The 19,384-nt window shown below is 36.2% G+C and carries 20 protein-coding genes and 1 riboswitch; of the genes, 17 read left to right on the top strand and 3 right to left on the bottom strand.

Annotated elements, in window-relative coordinates:
* Positions 1-32 precede the first annotated feature (32 nt).
* The 9 genes from MKX78_RS14195 (at position 33) to MKX78_RS14155 (ending at position 9,310) form a co-directional block, all read left to right on the top strand.
* Positions 33-287, top strand: coding sequence for a spore coat protein (locus tag MKX78_RS14195; RefSeq protein ID WP_233435229.1), 255 nt, complete (start codon positions 33-35; stop codon positions 285-287).
* A gap of 195 nt (positions 288-482) precedes the next feature.
* On the top strand, positions 483-1,343 hold the full coding sequence (ku, locus tag MKX78_RS14190) for a non-homologous end joining protein Ku (RefSeq protein ID WP_095372946.1): 861 nt from the start codon (positions 483-485) through the stop codon (positions 1,341-1,343).
* A 66-nt stretch (positions 1,344-1,409) separates the two neighbouring features.
* Positions 1,410-2,051: a phosphatase PAP2 family protein gene (locus tag MKX78_RS14185; protein WP_095372947.1), complete on the top strand. Its 642-nt coding sequence runs from the start codon at positions 1,410-1,412 to the stop codon at positions 2,049-2,051.
* A gap of 15 nt (positions 2,052-2,066) precedes the next feature.
* On the top strand, positions 2,067-3,557 hold the full coding sequence (glpK, locus tag MKX78_RS14180) for a glycerol kinase GlpK (protein ID WP_341051421.1): 1,491 nt from the start codon (positions 2,067-2,069) through the stop codon (positions 3,555-3,557).
* 37 nt (positions 3,558-3,594) lie between these two features.
* Complete coding sequence (locus tag MKX78_RS14175) at positions 3,595-5,241, top strand: glycerol-3-phosphate dehydrogenase/oxidase (RefSeq protein WP_095372949.1); 1,647 nt, start codon at positions 3,595-3,597, stop codon at positions 5,239-5,241.
* 729 nt (positions 5,242-5,970) lie between these two features.
* Positions 5,971-6,053, top strand: a riboswitch (ZMP/ZTP riboswitch).
* A 39-nt stretch (positions 6,054-6,092) separates the two neighbouring features.
* Positions 6,093-6,935 carry a bifunctional 5,10-methylenetetrahydrofolate dehydrogenase/5,10-methenyltetrahydrofolate cyclohydrolase gene (locus MKX78_RS14170; RefSeq protein WP_095372950.1) on the top strand — a complete coding sequence of 281 codons (843 nt, stop codon included), beginning with the start codon at positions 6,093-6,095 and terminating at the stop codon, positions 6,933-6,935.
* A gap of 241 nt (positions 6,936-7,176) precedes the next feature.
* Entirely contained in the window at positions 7,177-7,377 is a 201-nt protein-coding gene (locus MKX78_RS14165; protein ID WP_095372951.1) for a cold-shock protein, read from the top strand.
* 183 nt (positions 7,378-7,560) lie between these two features.
* Entirely contained in the window at positions 7,561-9,024 is a 1,464-nt protein-coding gene (locus tag MKX78_RS14160) for a DEAD/DEAH box helicase (RefSeq protein WP_095372952.1), read from the top strand.
* 85 nt (positions 9,025-9,109) lie between these two features.
* Entirely contained in the window at positions 9,110-9,310 is a 201-nt protein-coding gene (locus MKX78_RS14155; RefSeq protein WP_095372953.1) for a cold-shock protein, read from the top strand.
* Positions 9,311-9,450: 140 nt separating this feature from the next.
* On the opposite strand, the gene MKX78_RS14150 is transcribed toward MKX78_RS14155, so the two are convergent.
* Positions 9,451-10,269 carry a GNAT family N-acetyltransferase gene (locus tag MKX78_RS14150; RefSeq protein ID WP_341051416.1) on the bottom strand — a complete coding sequence of 273 codons (819 nt, stop codon included), beginning with the start codon at positions 10,267-10,269 and terminating at the stop codon, positions 9,451-9,453.
* 131 nt (positions 10,270-10,400) lie between these two features.
* Between MKX78_RS14150 and MKX78_RS14145 the strand changes: the two genes are divergently transcribed.
* Positions 10,401-10,796, top strand: coding sequence for a cytosolic protein (locus MKX78_RS14145; RefSeq protein ID WP_095372955.1), 396 nt, complete (start codon positions 10,401-10,403; stop codon positions 10,794-10,796).
* 41 nt (positions 10,797-10,837) lie between these two features.
* Here the strand turns inward: MKX78_RS14145 and MKX78_RS14140 are convergent, their stop codons facing one another.
* Positions 10,838-11,131 (bottom strand): DUF6509 family protein, encoded by a 294-nt coding sequence (locus MKX78_RS14140; RefSeq protein WP_095372956.1) that lies wholly within the window; start codon positions 11,129-11,131, stop codon positions 10,838-10,840.
* A gap of 267 nt (positions 11,132-11,398) precedes the next feature.
* Between MKX78_RS14140 and MKX78_RS14135 the strand changes: the two genes are divergently transcribed.
* Positions 11,399-11,602, top strand: coding sequence for a cold-inducible protein YdjO-related protein (locus MKX78_RS14135; protein WP_095372957.1), 204 nt, complete (start codon positions 11,399-11,401; stop codon positions 11,600-11,602).
* Positions 11,603-11,826: 224 nt separating this feature from the next.
* Positions 11,827-13,254, top strand: coding sequence for an alanine/glycine:cation symporter family protein (locus MKX78_RS14130; RefSeq protein WP_322909498.1), 1,428 nt, complete (start codon positions 11,827-11,829; stop codon positions 13,252-13,254).
* A gap of 244 nt (positions 13,255-13,498) precedes the next feature.
* On the opposite strand, the gene MKX78_RS14125 is transcribed toward MKX78_RS14130, so the two are convergent.
* The gene (locus MKX78_RS14125; protein ID WP_095372959.1) at positions 13,499-13,936 is read right to left on the bottom strand and encodes an Rrf2 family transcriptional regulator; all 438 of its coding nucleotides are present in this window, start codon (positions 13,934-13,936) and stop codon (positions 13,499-13,501) included.
* Between the two features lie 173 nt (positions 13,937-14,109).
* On the opposite strand from MKX78_RS14125, the gene hmpA reads away from it, so the two are divergent.
* From hmpA to MKX78_RS14100, 5 genes are all read left to right on the top strand, one after another.
* Positions 14,110-15,264 (top strand): NO-inducible flavohemoprotein, encoded by a 1,155-nt coding sequence (hmpA, locus tag MKX78_RS14120; RefSeq protein ID WP_095372960.1) that lies wholly within the window; start codon positions 14,110-14,112, stop codon positions 15,262-15,264.
* A 263-nt stretch (positions 15,265-15,527) separates the two neighbouring features.
* Complete coding sequence (locus MKX78_RS14115) at positions 15,528-15,710, top strand: H-type small acid-soluble spore protein (RefSeq protein ID WP_095372961.1); 183 nt, start codon at positions 15,528-15,530, stop codon at positions 15,708-15,710.
* 143 nt (positions 15,711-15,853) lie between these two features.
* The gene (locus tag MKX78_RS14110) at positions 15,854-16,189 is read left to right on the top strand and encodes a metal-sensitive transcriptional regulator (RefSeq protein ID WP_095372962.1); all 336 of its coding nucleotides are present in this window, start codon (positions 15,854-15,856) and stop codon (positions 16,187-16,189) included.
* A gap of 13 nt (positions 16,190-16,202) precedes the next feature.
* Positions 16,203-16,412: a copper chaperone CopZ gene (gene copZ, locus MKX78_RS14105; RefSeq protein WP_095372963.1), complete on the top strand. Its 210-nt coding sequence runs from the start codon at positions 16,203-16,205 to the stop codon at positions 16,410-16,412.
* 83 nt (positions 16,413-16,495) lie between these two features.
* Positions 16,496-18,916, top strand: a complete 2,421-nt coding sequence (locus tag MKX78_RS14100) for a heavy metal translocating P-type ATPase (RefSeq protein WP_095372964.1) — start codon at positions 16,496-16,498, stop codon at positions 18,914-18,916.
* The last annotated feature ends 468 nt before the right edge of the window (positions 18,917-19,384 follow it).

The raw sequence follows: 19,384 nt of genomic DNA, 5'->3' as shown, positions 1-19,384 counted from the left end.
TATATAAAGAGAACGACAGAGGAGGTTAAATGGTGAATCAACACTTTTACCCGGCATATACACAGACTCACTTATATAGAAGGCCTTATGGTGGTCGTCCTGGTTTTGGGGGAGGGCCAGGCTTTGGAGGCCCCGGCTTTGGGAGACCTGGTTTTGGTTTTGGTGGTCCATTTTTAGGTGGTGTAGCGGCAGGTTTATTAGGTGGCGCATTATTAGCACCTCTGGTGTACCCGCCTTATCCACCATATCCTGTATACCCACCATACCCACCTTATCCGGTTTATTAAAAAAATGGCTCAGATTTCACAAACACCACAGATTCAGCTGTGGTGTTTATTGCTTTTATTGCTTGTTTTTTTTGTAAAGACAGTGTTAGATGAAGACATATAAAAGAGATGTAGCTAATCTTACCAACATTGTACGTGTATATGAATAATCCTCAGAGAAAAAATACAATTAATAAGAATGGAGGAGGTTTTCTGATGCACACAATGTGGAAAGGAAGCATTAGTTTCGGTTTAGTCAATATCCCGATCAAATTGCATGCGGCAACTGAAGATAAAGATATTAAATTGCGTAATTTGCATAGTAAATGTCATTCGCCTATTAAGTATGAGAAAGTTTGTCCTGTATGTGATGAACCTGTGGAACAAAGTGATATAGTGAAAGCATATGAGTACACGAAAGGGAAATTTATCGTACTTGATGAAGAGGAATTACAAGCGTTAAAAAAAGAAAATGAAGATAAAGCAGTGGAGATTTTAGATTTTGTCAAAATCAATGAAGTAGATCCGATATATTTTTCTCGATCTTATTATATATCTCCAGGAGATAGTGGATCGAAAGCGTATGCCTTATTAAGGGAAGCTTTGAAGGAGTCTGAAAAAGTGGGGATAGCGAAAATTATCATTCGCGCAAAAGAACAGCTAGCTCTTCTTAGAGTTTTTCACAATACTTTAGTAATGGAAACCATCCACTTTCCTGATGAGGTGAGAAATTTTGCAGATGTGCCTAATATTCCTGCAGAAGAAAAAATAGCCAAAAAAGAATTAGACACCGCATTGTTATTGATAGACCAACTAACGACAACATTTGAACCTGAGAAATATACAGATGAATATCGCCAAGCACTTCTAGAGTTGATTGAAACAAAGAAAAATGGGGAAGAGGTAGTAATAACAAATCAACAGCAACCAAAGACATCCAATGTTACTGATCTTATGGCTGCATTGCAAGCATCCATCGATCAAACAAAACCACCACAACCGAAAAAAGAAAAAGCGACGACGAAGTCAAAAAAGAAAAAATCAACGAGTGCTGCAAAGACAAAGAAGGAAGCATAGTTTTGTTTATTCAATTGGAGAAGTCTAGACTTCTCCAACTTCCTAAAAAATATAAAGGAATGGGCAATGAAAAAATCAACCTTATACATAACGACAAACATCATACTATTCATTCTATTTTTAGGTATGTTTTTGTTTATCGTTTTCGATTACACAAACAATGATCTTGCTTGGTTTGATATGGAGGTCATTCATATTGTCCAGCAAAATGTAACTCCTGCATTAACCACATTTATCGATCGTTTTACTTTCCTAGGTTCTGTGCTGTGGTTTGTCATAGCCACAGTTGTTGTAATAGTCCTTCTTGTCTTAAAAAAGAAGTATGCATTAGCTATTTATATTTGTTTGACATCGGGAGTAGGGGCTCTTTTAAATTGGACTCTTAAGCACTATTTTAAAAGGGAAAGGCCAGATATCCTTCCATTAATTGAAGAAACTGGCTATGCCTTTCCAAGTGGACATTCAATGGGCTCGTTTATATTCTACGGATCGCTTGCTTTTGTCATCATTCATGTAGCTAAAAAGACAAGTATGAAATGGGCTGTAGCAATCATCATGGGGTTACTGATTTTGTCGATTGGGTTAAGTAGGATATATTTAGGTGTCCATTACCCTAGTGACGTAGCGGCTGGTTTTTTGGTCGGAGCGATTTGGTTAATGCTTTCAATTATGGTTTTTCATATGTATGAGCATATATTTAATAAATAAAAGGAGAGGAAAAGGTTGGAAAAATATATTCTTTCATTAGATCAAGGAACAACGAGCTCTCGAGCAATTTTATTCAATCATGAAGGGGAACCAGTACATAGTGCGCAAAAAGAGATTAAACAGTATTTTCCGAAACCTGGATGGGTGGAACATAATGCGAATGAAATTTGGGGAAGTGTACTGTCAGTGATTGCTAGTGTTTTATCAGAGGCAAATGTTACTCCCATTCAAATTGCCGGTATAGGTATTACGAACCAACGAGAAACAACAGTTTTATGGGACAAAGAAACGGGAGACCCCATCTACCATGCCATTGTTTGGCAATCTAGACAAACGAACGACATCTGTAAAGAGCTTAAGAAAAACGGAATGGAAGAGAAGGTGCGTCAAAAGACTGGTCTATTAATTGACCCTTACTTTTCTGGAACAAAGGTGAAGTGGATCCTAGATCATGTGGAAGGTGCACGTGAAAAGGTGAAAAAAGGGGAAGTATTATTTGGGACCATTGATACATGGCTTATATGGAAATTATCCGGTGGTAAAGCTCATGTCACGGACTATACAAATGCGGCAAGAACTCTAATGTTTAATATTTTTGACCTGAAATGGGATGAAGAACTGTTAGATTTATTTGGGGCAAACCATTCTATGATGCCTGAAGTGAAAAGTTCTTCAGAGATATATGCAGAAACGGCTCCTTATCATTTTTTCGGTCAGTCAGTTCCTATAGCCGGCGCAGCAGGTGATCAACAAGCTGCATTATTTGGTCAAGCATGTTTTACTGAAGGTATGGCAAAAAATACGTACGGTACGGGCTGTTTTATGCTCATGAATACAGGTGAAAAAGCAGTACATTCAGATAATGGTCTCTTAACAACGATAGCATGGGGGATAGATGGTAAAATCACCTATGCGCTTGAGGGGAGTATTTTCGTAGCCGGTTCTGCTCTTGGATGGTTACGAGATGGTTTGAGGATGTTAAAGCATGCGGAGGATAGTGAAGATTACGCAACAAAAGTACAATCAACAGAAGGTGTGTATATGGTACCTGCATTTGTTGGTTTAGGTACACCTTATTGGGATAGTGAGGTAAGGGGAGCTATGTTTGGATTAACTCGTGGAACGGAAAAGGAACATTTTATAAGAGCCACTTTGGAGTCACTTGCCTATCAAACGAAGGATGTATTACAAGCGATGATTGAGGATTCGGGGATTGATATCACTTCTTTACGGACGGACGGCGGTGCAGCAAAAAATAACTTTCTCATGCAATTCCAAGCAGATTTACTGGATACAGTTGTTGAACGGGCAAAGATTAATGAAACGACAGCTTTAGGAGCAGCATATTTAGCAGGCTTGGCTGTTGGTTTTTGGGAAAACAAAAAGCAACTTACCAAGAAGTGGGATCTAGATAAAGAATTTCAACCAGAAATGGATGAAAAAGTAAGAGATAAACTGTATCAAGGCTGGCAAACAGCAATCAACGCAACAATGGCATTTAAGTAAGGTACTTCACCATTTGAAAAAACAGGAGGGTACGAAAATGAAATTTTCTGTGAAAAATCGTTCTACTACCATTCAGCATTTAACTAACAATGAGTATGATCTCGTTGTTATCGGTGGAGGTATTACAGGAGCTGGAATTGCCCTTGATGCTGTGACAAGAGGGATGAAAGTAGCTTTAATTGAAATGCAGGACTTTGCTGCAGGAACGTCAAGTCGCTCAACTAAACTTGTGCATGGTGGTCTACGTTATTTAAAACAATTAGAATTTCATGTCGTTTCTGAAGTCGGAAAAGAACGGGCGATTGTGTATGAAAACGGCCCTCATATTACAAAACCAGAATGGATGGTCTTACCTTTTTATCAAAAAGGAACTTTCGGGAAGTTCACAACATCAATTGGGTTGAAGGTCTATGATTTCCTTGCGGGAGTTAAAAGAGATGAAAGAAGAGAAATGTTAAATAAAGAAGAGGTGCTAATAAAAGAACCATTATTGAAAGAAGAAGGTTTACTTGGTGGTGGTCATTATGTGGAATACCGGACTGATGATGCACGGTTAACTATTGAAGTGATGAAAGAAGCCGCTCATCGAGGAGCAGATGTGATTAATTATGCTAAAGTAACTGATTTTGTTTATAGGGATGGAACGATTATTGGTGTTGAGGTGCAAGACCAACTAAGTAATGAGTCTTTTCAAGTTTTCGGAAAAAAATGCGTGAATGCAACCGGTCCTTGGGTGGAACAGCTTTTAGATAAAGATGAGCAAATGAAAAATAAATCTTTAAAACTAACAAAAGGTGTTCATATTGTCATCGATCATTCTATTTTCCCATTAGAGCAAGCTATTTACTTTGACAGTGAAGATGGTCGAATGATTTTTGCTATTCCAAGGGAAGGGAAAACCTATGTTGGAACGACCGATACCTTTTATAAAGGTGATCCTGTGCATCCTTCGATAACAGATGAAGATAGACAATATTTACTGAACGCAATTAAAGGGATTTTTCCAAACGTGAAGGTGACAGAAGCAGATATCGAATCTAGTTGGTCAGGTGTGCGTCCACTTATTCATGAAGAAGGAAAGTCACCGTCAGAAATTTCGAGAAAAGATGAAATCTGGGTGTCAGAGCACGGTTTAATTACGATTGCTGGTGGTAAATTAACAGGTTACCGGAAAATGGCCGAGACAATTGTAGACAAAGTTTCGTTTATGTTAAAAGAAGAATATCAACTATTGTTTTCAAAAAGTATGACAAAACATCTACCGTTGTCAGGTGGAAGAGTAGGCGGAGCAAAATATTTCCCTACTTTTATTGAATCAAAGAAACAGGAAGGGATAAAAGCTGGATTAAATGGAGAAGAGTCTCTTTATCTCTTAAGGCGTTACGGTTCAAATGCGCCGGTTTTATTCTCTTTGGTTAAGCAATATCATAAAGGAGAGCATCTAATCCCACGAGTCTTATGGTTAGAGCTAAAATATGCAATTGAATATGAAATGGTTGTTTCGCCTGTAGACTTTTTTTTCCGCCGGACAGGCGCATTGTTGTTTAACATTAAGTGTGTGTTCACATATAAAAAGGCTATCATTGAGATCATGGAAGATGAGCTTGACTGGACAGTTGAACAAACACGATCATATACGAACGAACTAAATGAAGTAATTAAATGGGCGACAAACAAAGGGTGAAAAGATCGTGGGTGACGACGGGATATAGTGAGCCTCTCTCATATCCTGTCGTATAAAACCAATGAATTTGACATATATCTACCAAAGTACTATAATAGATTGTGGTATTTGAGATAGAAAGATAGTCGGTAGTCATACGGCTTTTCTTGATGTGAAAGTTACTCTTTAGAGTAAAGTTCGCTAAGCAAGGTTTATAATTAAGAACTATTTTGTGGACAACTTCATAAGTAAGTTGAAATTCTTCTTAAATCATCTTCTATTTACCCATAAATGAACTTTATATGGTTACTTCAATAATTAAACCCCAATATACAATTCAACAAAGAGTTACTTTTCTCAAGAACAAATGAAGATTTAACCTGATTCTCACTGGCGCAGCTTCGGGGTTGCAAGGATGGAAGAGAGGTAGGGCTTTCGTTGTTTTAGGTAAAGAACTTATTGAAATTTAATAATCTCAAATATAACCAGCGAACCGTCATTGAAGCGGTTCGCTTTTGATTTATTCTTTATAATAGAGATAAAGTCGTGTAGCGTTAATTAAGATAAATTCCCTTCATTTATGTAGTTCTCAGCATTACCTTTGATTCTCAACAAAAATTATGCAATAATCAACCAATAATCAAATGTAAAGTAATAAAATAGCCTATGACGTAAATTCAAAAAGGCGAACAATAAGCGTATTTTTTATTGAAACATATGTGTTTTCTGTTATAATAAAGAGGAAGCTGAAGAAATCGCAGTAACTGACGACATTGCGGAAATAACCGCTGGGGAGCTGCGTCTATGTTTAGCCGGTCGTCTGGGCAGAGGTAAGTTTTCCTTATCTCTTTTTTATTTCGGAGGGAATAGACATGGAAGAAAAAACGATACTAGACGGACAAAAAGTTTCGAAAGATGTAAAAGAAAACTTAAAAGAAAGAGTATTAAAATTATCGGCACAAGGAGTAACGCCTTGCCTAGCTACTATTTTAGTGGGAGATGATCCATCTTCTGCTACGTATGTACGTATGAAAGGTAACGCCTGTGAAAAACTGGGTATTTTATCAAAGAGAATACATCTAGATGCAAGTATTTCTACTGAAACACTCATAGAAACGATTCAGGATTTGAATAATGATAAAAATGTACATGGGATCCTATTGCAACATCCAGTACCTGCACATATAGATGAAAGAAAAGCATTTGAAGCGATTGACATCGAAAAGGATGTGGATGGTGTCACCAGTCTTGGCTATGGTCAAACAGCACTTGGTTTTGGTGTTTACCCATCTTGTACACCTGCTGCTATTATGGAAATTATTGATTTTTATGATATTCCTGTTGAAGGGAAAAATGCAGTTGTGGTTGGAAGAAGTCCTATTTTAGGTAAGCCTGTTTCTGCATTACTACTCAATCGTAATGCAACTGTAACGACTTGTCATTCTAAAACAAAGGATTTAAGTGAACATTTAAGCAAAGCTGATATTGTTGTTGCAGCTGTTGGGAAACCTAATTTTATTCAAGGAAGCTGGCTAAAAGAAGGGGCTGTTGTGTTAGACGCGGGATACAACCCAGGAAATATTGGCGATGCTCATTATGATAGCTGTTATGAAAAAGCATCTGCCATTACACCTGTCCCTGGTGGAGTGGGCCCTGTAACGATTTCTATGTTATTAAAACACACTGTAGCTTCCGCAGAGAAAACGGTTCAGTGAGAAATAACTATTGACATTTAGCGATAAAACAATGTATTATAAAATATACGCTGTAAAGTTCGTTATATATTATTTGGATAAGTGGTCGTAACTGCAAGAAATGTAGGCGATTGTACTCTTCATTTCTTTCAGTTACGGCCTTTTTAACTTCATAAGAAAATTAAAGTACGAGGCATTCCACTTTTCTCTATAAGCTTATATAATTATGACTTTTTAGTGATTATTTTTTGGAGGTATTATCATGAATAACGGTAAAGTAAAATGGTTTAACGCAGAAAAAGGTTTTGGTTTCATCGAGTCTCAAGAAGGACAAGACGTATTCGTACATTTCAGTGCGATTCAATCTGAAGGTTTCAAAACTCTTGAAGAAGGTCAAGAAGTTACTTTTGAAATCGTTGATGGCGACCGTGGCCCTCAAGCTGCAAACGTTGTAAAAGCATAATAATGCGGTGATGCATGGCCTTTCATGCATCACCTTTTTATGTGAACTACTCCCCAACCGTTCTTATACCGTTACAATGATTTTACTTTTATTGCTTATAAATTGATAAAAATTAATGGAAACTGGATACACTCATACTATAGATTATTTTGAAGTATGTTTGAAATACAAGGAGGATTTATCTTGGTAAAATTTTCGGATTTTGGTTTAAGTACAGAGCTAGAAAAAGCTCTTTCTAATATGGGTTTTGAAGAGCCAACACCTATTCAAGCACAATCACTACCAATCGCATTAGCTGGTGCGGATATGATTGGTCAAGCCCAAACAGGTACTGGTAAAACAACGGCATTTGGTGTCCCAATGTTAGAGAAAGTAACGAAAGAAGATGGCATTCAAGGTTTGGTTCTTGCTCCAACAAGGGAACTAGCTGTGCAAGTGGCTGAAGAATTAAATCGTATTGGACAAGTGAAAGGAATCAGAACTTTACCGATATATGGTGGTCAAGATATTGGTAGACAAATTCGCGCACTTAAAAATCGTCCGCAAATAATCGCTGCCACACCAGGCCGTCTAATTGATCATATTGAAAGAAGAACGATTCGTCTAAACAATATTAAATCAGTTGTTCTAGATGAAGCGGATGAAATGCTAAATATGGGCTTCATTGAAGATATTGAAAGAATTCTTGGTGAAATTGAGCATGAACGTCAAACGCTTCTTTTCTCAGCAACAATGCCTAGACGTATTCAAACTCTAGCTGAGAAGTTTATGAATGACCCACAAATTGTTCGTGTAAAAGCAAAAGAGTTAACAGTAAAAAATATTGAACAATCTTATATCGAAGTGCATGAAAAACAAAAATTTGATGTATTATGCAGCTTATTGGATATTCAATCTCCTGAACTTGCGATTGTATTTGGTAGAACGAAAAAACGCGTAGATGAAGTGGTAGAAGGATTAATTAAACGTGGATATTCTGCAGAAGGTATTCATGGTGATATTCCACAAGCGAAACGTGATCAAGTTATTCGTCGTTTTAAAGATCAAACAATCGATATTATGGTAGCAACAGATGTTGCCGCACGTGGACTAGATATTTCAGGCGTTTCACATGTCTATAACTTTGATATTCCTCAAGATCCTGAAAGCTATGTGCACCGTATTGGACGTACTGGGAGAGCTGGGAATAAAGGTTTAGCTGTTACATTTGTTTCTCCACGAGAAATCGATCACTTGAAAATTATTGAAAATGTAACAAAGACAAAAATGAAAAAAGAACCAGTGCCAACGTTTAAAGATGTTGTGGCAGGTAACCAACGTGTGACAATTAATCGTTTAATGAATACGATTGATAAGAATGACTACGATGAGTATAAGCGTATTGCAGAATCATTGTTAGAAGATACAGATTCAGTGACAGTATTGGCAGCAGCATTAAAATTATTAACAAAAGATCCAGATGTCACACCTGTAAAAATTACAGCTGTAGAGCCACTTCGTTCGAAAAAACCTAAAAATAGAGATGGACGTAACCGCAGTCGCTTTGGTGATCGTCCGAGATCTGGTGGAAGAGATCGTAAAGGGGGCGGACGTGACTATAAAGGTCGCGAAAGACGTCGTGTAAAAAATAATAAGGGCCGCGATTGATTAAAATAAAGTAAATTGTGGTATATTAGGAAATGCAGGAGATTATTCCTGTGAGTTTTTCAAATGTTTAGGAGGAAAAGAAAAAATGGCAACAGGTAAAGTAAAATGGTTTAACGCAGAAAAAGGATTTGGCTTCATTGAACAAGAAAGTGGAGATGACGTATTCGTACATTTCTCTGCAATTCAAACAGAAGGCTTTAAAACATTAGATGAAGGACAAGAAGTGTCTTTTGATATAGAAGAGGGGCAACGTGGACCTCAAGCTGTAAATGTGACAAAGCTATAATACAAATGTTCAATCAAAGAAAAAAGATCACTTCCATTGGGGAGTGATCTTTTTCTTTGATTCATGGTTATTAGTACTCCACCGCTGTATTTGAAGAGATTTATATAGAAACCCATTCAGATGGAAACGAATGTGATTGCCTATCTATGGTTTTTATTGAAATGATAATAATCCTGACTGCCACACTCTTTAAATCCGCACTTTTTATAAAGCATGAGTGCCCGGTTATTCTGAACCTCAACCTCTAGGTGAATGGAATAATGCCCTTCGTATTGTTCAATGATTTGACGCAATACTTCACTTCCTAACCCTTTACCTTGTTCATCGGGATGAATGGCGAAACCGTATATCCATAAATGATGATTCCTTATTTGAAGACGTATCTTACCGACTCTCTGATTGCCATCGCAAATGACTAGTAATTGATTATCTTGTTTATGTAAATTGAAATCACCATTGATCGCTTTAGCATCCTCTTCTGAAAGGTTAAAACATAGTTGATCGATTCGGTTGCAGAAAGTAGAGTCTGCTAATTCTGCGATTTTGAGATGAATATTTCGCTGCTCTTTTTTTGTCGGTTGGTCTCCTTCATAGACCATTTGATATTCTGTGTAAGCATACGGTTGTTTCCATGCAGACATAACGGTAGTACCCGTATGTGATTGACCTGGTATATTAATTAGTACTTCTTGATAGTGGTTAATCATCGGCAAAGCTTCTGTAAATAATGAAGAGAATATTCCTTTTCTACGATAATTAGGATGAACCATACCACATATTTCAAGTTTTGACCCGAATGGATAAAGTGCAACAAAACCGATAAGTTGACCATCAATAGAGTGCTTGTACAAAGGTGTTTCGGTTTGGGAATTTTCTATCATATCAAAGTTTAATTTAAGAATGATATCATCATGTTGTTCACAAATTTTTTGCAACTGATAGATCTCGTGAATATTCATATTCTTCACACTCCTTTAAGCTATTATATCTGTAAAAATTAAAATGAGAAGTTTCTTTTTTATTACGAAGGTAATAATAGGATAATACAGGTGTTTATGCTATCATCATATAGAGAAAGTGAGGGAGATGTATGCAATCATTTAGAGTACAATTCCATAAAGAAGATCAAGTAGATGAAATGAATGTAAACAAACTATCAGAGGAAGATTTTAATCGAATGACAGAAGGTGGAACAAGACACCTGTTTGAGTTAGATACGAATATTGGCTTTTTTGTTTACTTTGATGGTCTTAATAAGGATGGACAAGAGTCGTATATGGTTCTTCATTATGAAGGCGAAGAAGAAGAGCCAACCGCTTGTTACAGTTTTTCATTGCCGGATTTTTACCAGTTTGTTGCCTTGCATTTAAATGATCTAGAATTTAACGAAGAAGAGCAAGAGGATGAAGAAGTGTATGGTCCAATACATCACCTTGCCCATTTAATGTATCATATCATTGAAGAAGGTAAAGAAGTAGAGGAATAATCATAAAAATGCCTAGGAGCTAATCCTAGGCATTTTATGATTTATTCTTCATTTGCATTGAGATGTTGACTACAGAATTTAGTGATTAATATTTCTTCTTCTTCCTCTAATCCAAATTCCAAAATCTCTTCATTATTATTCTCTTGGAAGTGATAATTAAGTATCTTCATTTCGTCCTCACCTTTATAAAATAACACGCGCAAGCGAATACCTTGTTCTGAATATAATTCATCATCTTCATCAACATCAATATCTAAAAAGAATTCGTACCTCTCTCCAGACAGTATACCAGTTGGATCATTGATCTCTTCCACCGTATAACTAGAAATATGCAAATGTCTTCATCCTTTCTTTAAAGCAATCAGCGTCTCTATTATACACTTTTTCCACTATAATTCATACATAAAGGTTGTTTTTTATAGGACAACATGTTAAAGTGGAAGTTTCCTTGTTTTGACACGGATAAAAAAATGTGCTATACTAATATTTGTTAAGTAAAAAATATCACACACACTTGTTATAAAGGACCATACTGGTTTGGCATAGCGAGTGATTTTTATTTTTTTCGGATGATATGTTCTACCTTTAGGAGGTGCCTGATAATGGCAATGGGATTTGGAAGAAAGAACATGGAAGAAGTGAAGACTGAAGAGATTAAAATTTGGGAATGTTCCTCAGAAACATGTAATGCTTGGGTGAGAGACAACTTTAAAAGTACACCAAAATGCCCAATTTGTGAGAGTGAAATGGTAGCAACAACAAAAGAATTACAAGTAGTTAATAACAATAGTCTTTATAACAAATAATATTCTTCTGTTATTTTTTTGGCTTCCGTTAAGTCAAGGGTAATTGAATGAACAGGATAAGACGAGTGGTTGTTTGATAACCACTCTTTTTTATTTTATTTAAAAACTTTATCAATATAGGTTTATTTATTGTAAGAACGGGTATGTAGATATCTTAAGGGGGTGAAAAGACAGAATTTTTTAATAAATACAGTAAGTATTCATTTATATTAAAGGGGGATTTGATGGAGTTTATTGAAAACATTGTGAATATGAGTAATGAGGTATTATGGGGTTATGTTCTTATATTTGTGTTAGTGATTGCAGGGATGTTTTTTAGTATAAGAACAAAGTTTGTTCAAGTCAGGCATATTGGTGAGATGGTTAGGTTACTGTTTGTTAAAGAAACCGTTACAACAGAATCTAAAAAAACTATTTCGCCTTTACAAGCGTTTTTTGTTGGTGCAGGAACGAGAATAGGTACAGGTAATATCGCCGGAGTAGCTATTGCGATGGTATTAGGTGGTCCTGGAGCAATCTTTTGGATGTGGTTAATTGCAGTAATTGGTAGTGCTAGCTCATTTGTCGAAAATACGTTAGCGCAAACTTATAAGGTTAAGTCTAATGTAGGCTTCAAAGGCGGTCCAGCATATTATATCAAGAAGCAATTAAAACGTCCTTGGATGGCTGTGTTATTTTCCATTATGATTATCTTATCGTATGGTACGACATTCAACGCTGTACAAAGTAATACGATAGCTGTTGCAATGGAGAACTCATTTGGGATTCAGCCTGTTTATATTGGTATCATTCTTGTTTTCTTAACAGGATTAGTAGTATTTGGAGGAATTAAGCGAATAGCAGATATTTCTTCTTTAATCGTGCCGTTTATGGCTTTTGGTTATATTCTGTTAGCTTTATTCGCAGTTGCTTCAAATATTACTGAGTTACCAGCAATGTTTGCTCTTATTTTTAAAAGTGCATTCGGATTTGAGCAGGCTATTGGTGGAGGGATAGCTGCTGCTATTGTTAATGGCATTAAGCGCGGATTATTCTCCAATGGTGCAGGTATGGGGGGAGATCCGATTGCAGCTGCAACAGCGACTGTATCTCATCCAGTAAAACAAGGCTTTGTTCAGGCTTTAGGGGTATTATTTGATACTTTATTGGTTTGTTCTGCTACTGCTTTTATCATTTTATCCTCCGAAAGCTATGCTTCAGGCTTAACAGGTATCGAATTGACTCAAGCTGCGATGTCGGAACACTTTGGTACAATAGGTGGAATCTTTCTCGGTGTTGCTATTTTTTTATTTGCTTTTACTTCTATTATCGGATCATATTATTATGGTGAAGCAAACTTAAATTTCATTCATAAGAGTAAAGTATTTCATCATGCTTATAAGGTAGCCGCATTAGGAATGGTCATGTTTGGTGCAATTGCTAATTTAGAAATTGTTTGGGGAATGGCAGATTTAACAATGGGTATCATGGCGCTTGTCAATTTAACCGCCATTACGATGTTATCGCCTATCGTAGTTAAGCTGTTGAAAAACTATATGCAGCAACGGAAAGCGGGCTTGGAACCACAATTTTATCAAGAGGATATCCCTGGTCTAACAGGAGTAGAAGCTTGGCCTGTCAGAGAAAAGGAGAAAAGAAAGAAAGCAATGTAATCGAAATGAGCGAATCCTAATTTTTAGTGGTTCGCTCATTTTTTGCGTAAGTCAGCTAGTGGAGGAGGTGAGCCGATAATTGCGAATGTGCCTCGGACGCAATATGATTGAAATTGCTATCAATGTTAATTTCGCTTCAATTTAGCGTTAGGTTCTCGATTGTAATAAAAATAGCGGACTAAAGTCCGCTATCTTATTATTTCATCTCCCTACTTGGTAGGAAAGAATGCATTGCTATCTAAAATTAACTTTTAAACAAAAAGTCTGCTAATGCCGCTTGATTCTTCGTTAGATCAGCTAATGTATATTGATCTAGTACTTCTAAATACGCTTTTAATGCTTTATTTAATACATGTCTTAGACCACAAACAGGTGAAATGACACAATGATTGTTATTAGTATCAAAGCATTCAACTAAATGAAAATCTTCTTCGGTTTTTCTGACCACTTCACCAATATTAATTTCTTTAGGTGACATCGCTAAACGAATGCCGCCATTTCTTCCTCTTATCGTCTCAACATATTGATTTTTCCCTAATTGATAGATGACTTTCATCAGATGATTCTTAGAGATTTGATATGTGTCTGCAATTTCTTTAATATTTGTAAGCTGGTCTTTTTCAATTGTTGCTAAATATATGAGAACTCTTAATGAATAATCCGTGTAGTTGGTAAGACGCATTATGAATCACACCTTTTTTCTATTAATAGTTCTATTATACATATTGCTTGTTATGGAACCAATTGTGACAACTTTTTAAAAGATGTATTTAAAATATTGCTTTAAATTTGGAAACGGTATATTTTAAAGATGTATTTAAAATATTGCTTTAAAATTGAAGGGTGGAGATATTAATGTTAAAACAAGAGACGATTAAAATCATCAAATCAACCATACCCGTATTAGAAATTCATGGAACCGCTATCACCACGCATTTTTATAAACGATTATTTGCTGAACATCCTGAACTACTTAACATTTTCAATCATGCTAATCAAGAGAAGGGAAGACAGCCTAAAGCACTCGCTAATGTATTATTTCAAGCAGCTAACCATATTGAACATTTAGAAAATTTAGCGCCGGCAGTTGCTACAATTGCTCATAAGCATCGAAGCTTAGGGGTTAAGAAGGAGCACTACCCAATCGTCGGGGAACATCTATTAGCAGCGATAAAAGAAGTTCTAGGTGATGCAGCAACAGAAGACATTATTACGGCATGGGCAGAGGCTTATGGAGTGATTGCCGCTATCTTTATTTCCACAGAAGAAGAGCTATACAATGCATCAGCATGGGCTGGATTTAAATCTTTTAAAGTAGTAAATAAGGTACCTGAAAGTGATCTTATCACTTCTTTTTATATTGAGCCAAATGATGGTATTACTTTACCAACCCACCAACCTGGCCAGTATGTAACGATTCGGGTAAATATAGCTGGCGAAAAATACGACCATAACCGTCAATATAGCTTATCAGGAAAACCATCAGAAAAGACGTATCGTATATCTGTTAAAAGAGAAGAACATGGTAAAGTCTCTAACTGGTTACATGACCATGTGCAAATAGGAGACAGTTTGGATGTTAGTGCACCAGCTGGTGAATTTGTATTATCATCCCAAGCAGAGACACCAGTGGTATTCATCAGTGGTGGTGTTGGAACCACACCATTATTGAGTATGCTTCATACATTAGAAGGGACAAAGCGAGAAGTAAGTTTCCTTCATAGTTGTAAGAACAAAAACTTACATGCGTTTGGAGATGAAGTGAGGCCGTTGATAGCAGGAATTGAAAATGGGCGTTTCCTAGTAAAATATAGTGATGACGAGGGCAGATTAGATAGTGAGGATTTAAAGCAACATATTAGTGAGGAAGCAGAGTACTATCTATGTGGTCCTATCAATTTTATGGAAAATATGAAGGAACAATTATTGATGTTAGGTGTGGAAAATTCGCATATTCATCTTGAACTGTTTGGTCCAGCCGTTCCTCTAAAAGAAAAGATCAATATGTAAAAGAAGAGCTTTTGAAATATTTCAGTAGAAAAGAGATGAAAACTCATCTCTTTTCTGTTTATTCAATTTTGCCTTTTCCCTTTCAACTTACACGATATAAATGAATAAATTAAAATCAATCCATTGTTAAGACCTTTCATCTCTTAGTAACCTTAATTGTATATTGTCGAGAAGTCCTTCATCAACAAATGAGTTCCTTTCGAAATGTATAAAAAGGCTAAAATGTTAAAGAATATATTTATCAATTATGAGAGGTGAATCATATGGAAACAAAGAGGATAAAACAAATACTTTCATCATCGAGTGATGTAGAAGTTCAATACAATGGAACTTCTGTATGGATAGATAAGTTACATGAAGATGATAAAACAGTTACTGTTCATTTAAGAGGAATTCCTTTAGAAGAAAGAACAGAAGTAGATATTTCAGACCTTAATGAAGTGTAATTACAATTCAACATGTTAGAGTGTAGGTAGATACTGCTACCTACCTTTTTATTTATAGTGGAGAAATGAACCATATTTAAAATTTCTTTCACTTTACATAGGGTACCGGGGTATAATATAATATGTGTAAGGGAGGCGATTCAATGGGATATGAAGAAGATCAGGTAAGAGAAGAAACAATGTGCCTAGAGCATGCAGATAGACGAAGTCATCATTCAGATAAAGTAAAAAAGAATTTAGTCACTCGATTGAATCGTATCGAAGGACAAATTCGAGGTATTAAAGGTCTAATTGAAAAAGATACGTATTGTGATGATGTGATTACACAAATATCCGCAACACAATCTGCCTTAAATAGTGTCGCTAAGATTTTACTTGAAGGTCATTTAAAAGGGTGTGTCATTGATCGGATAAATGAAGGTGACGAAGAAGTGTTAGATGAATTTCTTATTACAATTCAAAAATTAATGAAAAAATAGGAGGATTTTAAACATGGAAAACGTAATTTTACATGTAGAAGGAATGTCTTGTGGTCACTGTGTGAAAGCGGTGGAAAGTAGTGTTGGTGAACTTAAAGGAGTAGACACGGTTAAAGTAGATTTAAATAGAAAAGAAGTCAAAGTTGCTTTTGATGCTTCATCTGTAAAGCTTGATCAAATTAAAGAAACAATTGATGATCAAGGTTATGAAGTTAAATCTTAATCGTGCAGCTTTGCACGATTTATTTTAAATGTTTATATAGGGTAGTAGGGTATAGTATTTAAAGAAAGGTGTGGTAGGAGCATATGTCTAATCAAGACGATTCTCACCAAAAAATTCATTTGCCAATTACGGGAATGACTTGTGCTGCCTGTTCTGCGCGAATCGAAAAAGGGTTAAGTAAAATGGATGGTGTAAACGAAGCGAATGTGAATCTCACTTCTGAAATAGCAACCATTTCCTATAACCCTCAAATAGTAGGAGAACATGCATTTCAGCAGAAGATTAAAGATCTAGGCTACGAAGTTGTTTTAGAGAAAGCTGAGTTTGATATTTCAGGAATGACTTGTGCTGCTTGTTCTGCGCGAATCGAAAAAGTTTTAAATAAACAGTCCGGTATTGCGCAGGCAAACGTGAACTTAGCTTTAGAAACAGGTACTGTAGAATACAATCCTGAACAGGTTTCAGTTGAAGAAATTATTGCAAAGGTAGATAAGATTGGGTATAGCGCTTCGCTAAAAACAACAGCCAGTGCAAATGATGTGAGGGAACAGCATATTAAAAAGCAGCAAAAGAAATTTATCGCTGCTGCTATCCTTTCTCTACCATTACTTTGGACGATGGTTGGGCATTTTGAATTCACTTCATTCATTTTTCTACCAGATTTTTTAATGAACCCTTGGATACAGTTAATTTTGGCGACACCTGTACAATTTATTATCGGTTGGCAATTTTATACTGGTGCATATAAATCATTGAAATCTGGTAGCGCGAATATGGATGTACTTGTTGTATTAGGTACTTCTGCAGCTTACTTTTATAGTTTGTTTCTAACATTACAATCGATGAATGCAACACATGGTCATCATGTTGAGCTCTATTATGAAACGAGTGCGATTATTATTACCCTTATTTTGTTAGGGAAATTATTTGAAGCACGTGCAAAAGGAAGATCATCAGAAGCAATAAAAAAATTAATGAATTTAAAGGCTAAAAAAGCCGTTGTATTAAAAGAAGGGAAGGAAACCATTGTCCCTGTTGAGCAAGTAATGCAAGGCGATATGGTTATCATTAAGCCTGGTGACAGAATTCCTGTAGATGCAGTAATCATTGAAGGGCATTCAGCAGTTGACGAATCAATGTTAACAGGAGAAAGCGTGCCAGTTGATAAGAAAGCTGGTGATGAAGTAATAGGAGCAACTGTAAACAAAAATGGCCATTTAACAGTTGAAGCAACAAAGGTTGGAAAAGATTCAGCGCTTGCGCAAATTATTAAAGTAGTCGAGCAAGCACAAGGGTCAAAAGCACCTATTCAGCGGTTAGCCGATAAGATTTCGGGCATCTTTGTTCCCATTGTGGTAGCTATTGCCCTTGTTACCTTCTGTATATGGTTTCTTTTCTTGCAACCGGGTGATGTAGCTAGTGCGTTAGAAAAAATGATTGCTGTACTCGTCATTGCTTGTCCTTGTGCACTAGGATTAGCGACGCCTACTTCAATTATGGCAGGGTCTGGCCGTTCAGCCGAGATGGGTGTTTTATTTAAAGGTGGAGAGCATCTCGAGATGACACATGAAATTACAACTGTTGTGGTTGATAAAACAGGTACTGTTACAAATGGTCAGCCTGTATTAACCGATATCATAGTCGAGCCTGGAACAAATGAGGCCCATTTCCTTTCCATTGTTGCTGCGAGTGAGAAGTCATCTGAACACCCTCTTGCTGAAGCCATTGTGAAAGGGTTAGAGGAGAGAAATATAGAAAAAGTAAAAAGTGAATATTTCGAAGCGCTACCGGGTTATGGTATCTCTGCGAAAGTTACAGGAAAAGATGTACTGATTGGTACAGTTAGATTAATGGTAGAGAATGGGATAGACTCCTCTTGGTTCTCGAAACAAATGAAAGAATTAGAAGGTGAAGGAAAAACAGCTATGCTTGTGGCTATTAACGGTAGAGCAAAAGGCCTCCTTGCTGTAGCTGATACGATAAAAGATTCATCAAACGAAGCGATTCAAAGGCTACATGATATGGGGTTAGAAGTTATTATGATGACTGGAGATAACCAGTTAACCGCACAAGCCATTGCTAAAGAAGTAGGTATATCAAAAGTCATTGCAGAAGTCTTACCAGAAACGAAAGCAGAAGAAGTAAGAAAGCTACAAAGTCAAGGGAAAAAGGTAGCGATGGTAGGAGATGGTATTAACGATGCCCCAGCATTAGCAACTGCCGATATCGGCATGGCTATCGGTACAGGTACAGATATTGCCATGGAAGCAGGAGACATTACACTTATGCGTGGTGATCTAAATAGTATTGCTGATGCAATCATGATGAGTAAAAAAACCATTCGTAATATTAAACAGAATCTTTTTTGGGCGTTTGGCTATAATACAATCGGTATTCCTATTGCAGCTGCAGGTTTCTTAGCACCATGGTTAGCAGGTGCTGCGATGGCGTTTAGCTCTGTGTCCGTTGTATTAAATGCACTTCGTTTGCAACGTGTAAGATAAAAATAACAAGTTCCGTATGAATTTCTATAAAACATTCTATACAATAAACTGAATGAGAAAAACAAGCTAATTTAAATAGTTAGTTTGTTTTTCTATTTTTATAGAAGACATGAAGAAGATTGGTAAAAAAATTTTGTCCTTTAAGATAAATTATTTTCTTTTAATATGGAATATACCTTTAATTAATTTTTGCCCCACAACTTTAACACCATTGATTTATTTCAACAATTCTATGATTTTTTAATTTATTTACCAAAAAACTATTACTTTTCTGGTTTAAGCATACTCGTTTGAAGGTAAAAAAGTAGAGTTGGTCAGCTTGAACAATTTTTAATGGATTTCAAGACTTTTTTACACAAATAAGAAATGCTATTATTTATTATGGTCTTAAATTTACCGCTAAAAGAACGAAATGTATATTTTAGATTTAGATAAAAGAAATAAATTGTATTCTATGAAATGATGTGA

It is taken from the genome of Cytobacillus sp. FSL R5-0569 (assembly GCF_038007265.1).
Classification (GTDB): domain Bacteria; phylum Bacillota; class Bacilli; order Bacillales; family Cytobacillaceae; genus Cytobacillus; species Cytobacillus kochii.
This window is presented reverse-complemented; position numbering and strand designations above follow the sequence as displayed.